The following is a 3,872-nucleotide window of genomic DNA, read 5'->3' as shown; positions in this document are numbered from 1 at the left end:
CCCACGCAGCGAGTGGGCCTCCACCATGGTCTCCTCGATCCATTGGCAAGGCGGCGCCGGCCTGGCGTCCGGTTGCCAGCTGTTGCAGAGCACATGGCCGAGTTCGTGCCCGAACTGGTAGGCGAGCTTCGACCAGTCACGCTCGCCGATATCGACGATGATCCAGGCCATACTGCTGCCGTCCGGATGCAGCCAGATTGCCGGCGTGCCGGAAGTGTGCTCGTCGACACGCAGGCGCGTCGGCTGGCGGTCGGACAGCAGGCGGACGCCGTCGAGGCATGCATGCCGCATGCGTTCGACGACCTGATCAGCGGCTCCCTCAAGCATGTGGCCCCAGTCGCCGGCAAGCTCGATGGGGGCGGTTAGGAGGTTTGGTTGCGAGCTAGCTGAGGAAGGTGGGGAAGACATGACCCCGTAGCCTGTGCTCCAACCGCCCGAGGGTGTCAACGCCACTGGTGTGAGGCTGCCGGCCACTGAACCTGCAAGCAAATTTAGGAGATCTCGTCGCAGCAACTTCGAAACTCGACCATGTTGCCCTGCAAGGAGAAAAATAGGAAGTCCAGCTTGTTCTGCCATCGGCCGAGGTCTAAGCGTAGACCCCTTGAGAGTTGAACTACTCGGAAGCGGCTAGGGGACTCGAGGGTGGGCGAGGCGATCTTTACCAAAACGTATGTTGGCGATGCTTTATCAAGCTGGCAGGTCGTCCACGAAATGTCGACTCATATCGTTGGCGGAGCTTTGGTCGTTCGCGACAGTGACCGCCGTGACTGGCATCTTCTACGACTTCACGATTCAGCTTTTCTGTTTCGAATGGTTCGGATGAGGTGCGTCCTCAGATTCTTCCCCACGACCACCACAAACTTCTATATCCATCACTATGGTTCTTTGGATGTTGCCGAAATTGCACTCGACGGCACCATAATAAACAGGGGTATCAGTCACACCATTTCGATCAACGCTCATCCAGATGACACGATCGAGATCGATGTGAGCTTTTTGAGTTGCCACGGGTCTCTCTCAATAGGCTGCTCCGACAATGGTCGTCCCGTCTACGCCGGCACTGGACTCGAACAGTTTGCACTCTTGAGCGTTCTGGTTGAAACGTTTGATGCATACCCCGAGTTGTCTCGCACGCCGGCAGAGGAGCGGATCACCCTCGTCGATGTTGGCGGCCAAGGAGGGCTACAGCTCAAGTGGATGCTGCGAGCCGATCATATTACGCCCGTCGTGTTCGAACCCTTGTCGTCGGAAGCGACGGTGATACGACAAACCCTCGATCGAATTCCGGGCGCGCAAGTGGTGGAAAAGGCGCTGGCAAACACTTCTGGCCCCCAAAAGCTGTATATTACTGCCGGATCATACTGCTCGTCTTTGCGAGAGCCAAACTTTGAGATCCTGCAGAACTACTCAGTAGCCCGTGTCTTCAACGTTGTCAGCATGCAAGAGGTCGAATGTGTTCGATATGACGAATTGTTCCGCGCAAGCGCGGTTCCGTCACCGGATGTTATAAAAATAGACGTCCAAGGTCTTGAATACGAAGTTCTGCTTGGTTTCGGCCACCTTCTGGAATCCTGTTTGGCTATCGAGCTGGAAACGCATGTTGTTCCGATATATCGAGGACAAAAGCTGATTGGTGACATAGTCGACATTCTGGGCGATTTCGGTTTCGCCCTACGCCAGCTTAATCAAGTACCGCACTTCGATGGCGATGCAGTCGAGTTTGATGCCCTTTTTACGAAGAGGCGCGACAAGGTTGCAACTCTTTCTGATCTAGAAAAGCGAAAATTTGCTGTAATCATTCAGGTGTTAGGAATTCTTCCTTACCCGTGAGGCCATGAGTAGAACGACCGTTCGCCAGCGATCGAGGTAGAGTCCTTCAAGGCTCACCCCTGATCCGTCGCCACTCGATCTGAAGGTTGCTCATCGTCTAGAATAACGAGTGGCGGCATGCAAAGAAAAGCTTGCATCGAGCCGTATGCCGCACACATCGCGCAGTCAATGCCCGTGTCGTCAAGGACGACGCCAGTTCCAGGAAACGGGATAAGTCTGCTGCGGAGCGGCAGACACTTTTCCAGAAGTATCCGCGCACCCCTTGGTGTGATTGTGTATGCCTGAAGCCCAAACGAATGCTCTACCTTGATAAGGAATCTGGAGAAGTTCTCGGACTGGAACAAGGCAGTTCTATTAGTATATTGACGATCGTAGAATTCCATTTTGGCTTTTGAGAAACCAAGGTCAAGCCAGAGAAATGATGGGTCAAATATATAGCCCCACTGTATGATATCCCAATCTGCCCGTGCTTGAGATATAATACTGGTGGATTCCTCCGTGAAACGAAACGATGACCGAATATCGTCTTCGAAAATAGTTATTGTCTTGTTTTCTGAAACCGACAGCTTCCACAAGCTGATATGGGATAGAGCGCACCCTAACGTGCCCGGGGGATACGGACAATCACTGGTAATCAGACCTTCCTTGATGAGCGCCTCCCTGTCGAGAGAAGTGCCGTCAACGGCTGATACGCGAACGGTATTGTGCAATAAATGCCAGTTGTTACTTTGGTACCTGCTCCAGCGCTCGATGCTGCGGTCTAGGTTTATCAGGTGAATTTTCGGGGAACCCGTCGGCTCGACAGGCCGGGCTGGCATCGTCCCGGAGACAGAGGGCGTGGCGGCAGTGAATGTGGAGGTATCGCCCGCACCATGCAACAGCGCTCGAGCCCGTTCGATGCCATCACTCACATGGTATTGGCCATCGCCAAAGGTGATGTAGCCATAGACTTGTCGGTTATCCATATACTGGACGATTCCGGCCTTCCTGGCGCTGGCAGCAAAGACAACGTACTCGTACCGCGATGTGCCGTCCTCGTATGTCAGTTCGGTCAGCACGTCAGCCCGGACAAGATATGTGCAATGCACGAGCGGCACCTCGATGGCGCCGCGCACGTGGCGGTTGAGCACCCAACCATACTGATCGCACTGCAGATAATACCCGTTGGCATCGATCTCGGCATGAAAGTTCGAATAATATTGGCCCGGCGAGATAGAGCGAAGCAGAGGAGCGACGATTGGCAAATCAAGCGAGACAAGTTCTCGCAGCGTGGCCGATCGCACGAAATTGTCGACGTCGGCCACGAAATAGAAATCGCAGCCGTGCTCGAGCGTTTTCCGCAGACTTATGTTGCGGATTCGGCCAAGCACCCTGAAGCGCGTCTCATTCCATTCGTGCTCGCCAAACTGCTCAACACGATCGACGACGTCCGAGGCGTCGATTTCGACCGCCGCATAGAGGTGACCCACGCGCTCTACCCATTCGCGCAGTATATGCTCGGTCCTGTCGGTATTGTTGTTTGTCCTGATGTATAGGACGATCGATGCCTTCGGGTAGTCGAGCGCCTCGATGCACTCGAGGTAAAGCGGCAGTGCCGGTTCCTTCTGCTTTGCCAGGATTGCAATCAGGATGCGCGGTGAACCCTTCAGGCGCGACCGCAGCGAACGCTGCCGGATAAGCTTGTGCTGATCGATCAAGCTCTCTGTCCCGAACGCCCCGAGATTCGACGGTTCATGCACCGGAAGCTTGTCAGTGGCGAAACGCGCGTTGGCCACCACGCGCTTCGCCATTTCCGCCGGCAATTTTTCGCTGGCGAGCAATTTCAGACAGGCGTCGAGTGAATCCCGGTAAGCGCCTGTCCAGTAGGCATTGACGGCAAACTCGTCGAGCAATCCGTAATCGTAGACCCAAGGCTGTATGAAAAGTCCGGGGGGTTGTGCAAGGTCGAGCCCTCGACGCGCAAATTCCGCTCCCTCCGCGTTCCGGCCCTGGGTGCGGCAATAGAGGCTCGCGGCGTGAAGAGCTTCAGCGCGGGCGGGAAC

The 3,872-nt window shown here is 55.2% G+C and carries 2 protein-coding genes and 1 pseudogene; 1 reads left to right on the top strand and 2 read right to left on the bottom strand.

Translation table 11 applies throughout. The annotated features are described in order from the left end of the window. Positions 1–408: pseudogene (locus EN925_RS26760) on the bottom strand (hypothetical protein); the annotation flags it as partial. A 234-nt stretch (positions 409–642) separates the two neighbouring features. On the opposite strand from EN925_RS26760, the gene EN925_RS26755 reads away from it, so the two are divergent. Beyond that, a complete protein-coding gene (locus tag EN925_RS26755) occupies positions 643–1,830 on the top strand; it encodes an FkbM family methyltransferase (RefSeq protein WP_127367311.1) in 1,188 nt (395 codons plus the stop codon). Positions 1,831–1,883: 53 nt separating this feature from the next. Here the strand turns inward: EN925_RS26755 and EN925_RS26750 are convergent. Further along, on the bottom strand, positions 1,884–3,872 hold a 1,989-nt coding region (locus EN925_RS26750; RefSeq protein ID WP_164894406.1), incomplete at its 5' end, for a glycosyltransferase family 25 protein.

Origin of the sequence: Mesorhizobium sp. M7A.F.Ca.US.006.04.2.1 (genome assembly GCF_004022915.1) — a bacterium.
In the GTDB taxonomy this organism is placed as follows: Bacteria; Pseudomonadota; Alphaproteobacteria; order Rhizobiales; family Rhizobiaceae; genus Mesorhizobium; species Mesorhizobium ciceri.
The sequence above is the reverse complement of the archived record's forward strand: the minus strand, read 5'-3'. Positions and strand labels throughout refer to the sequence as shown.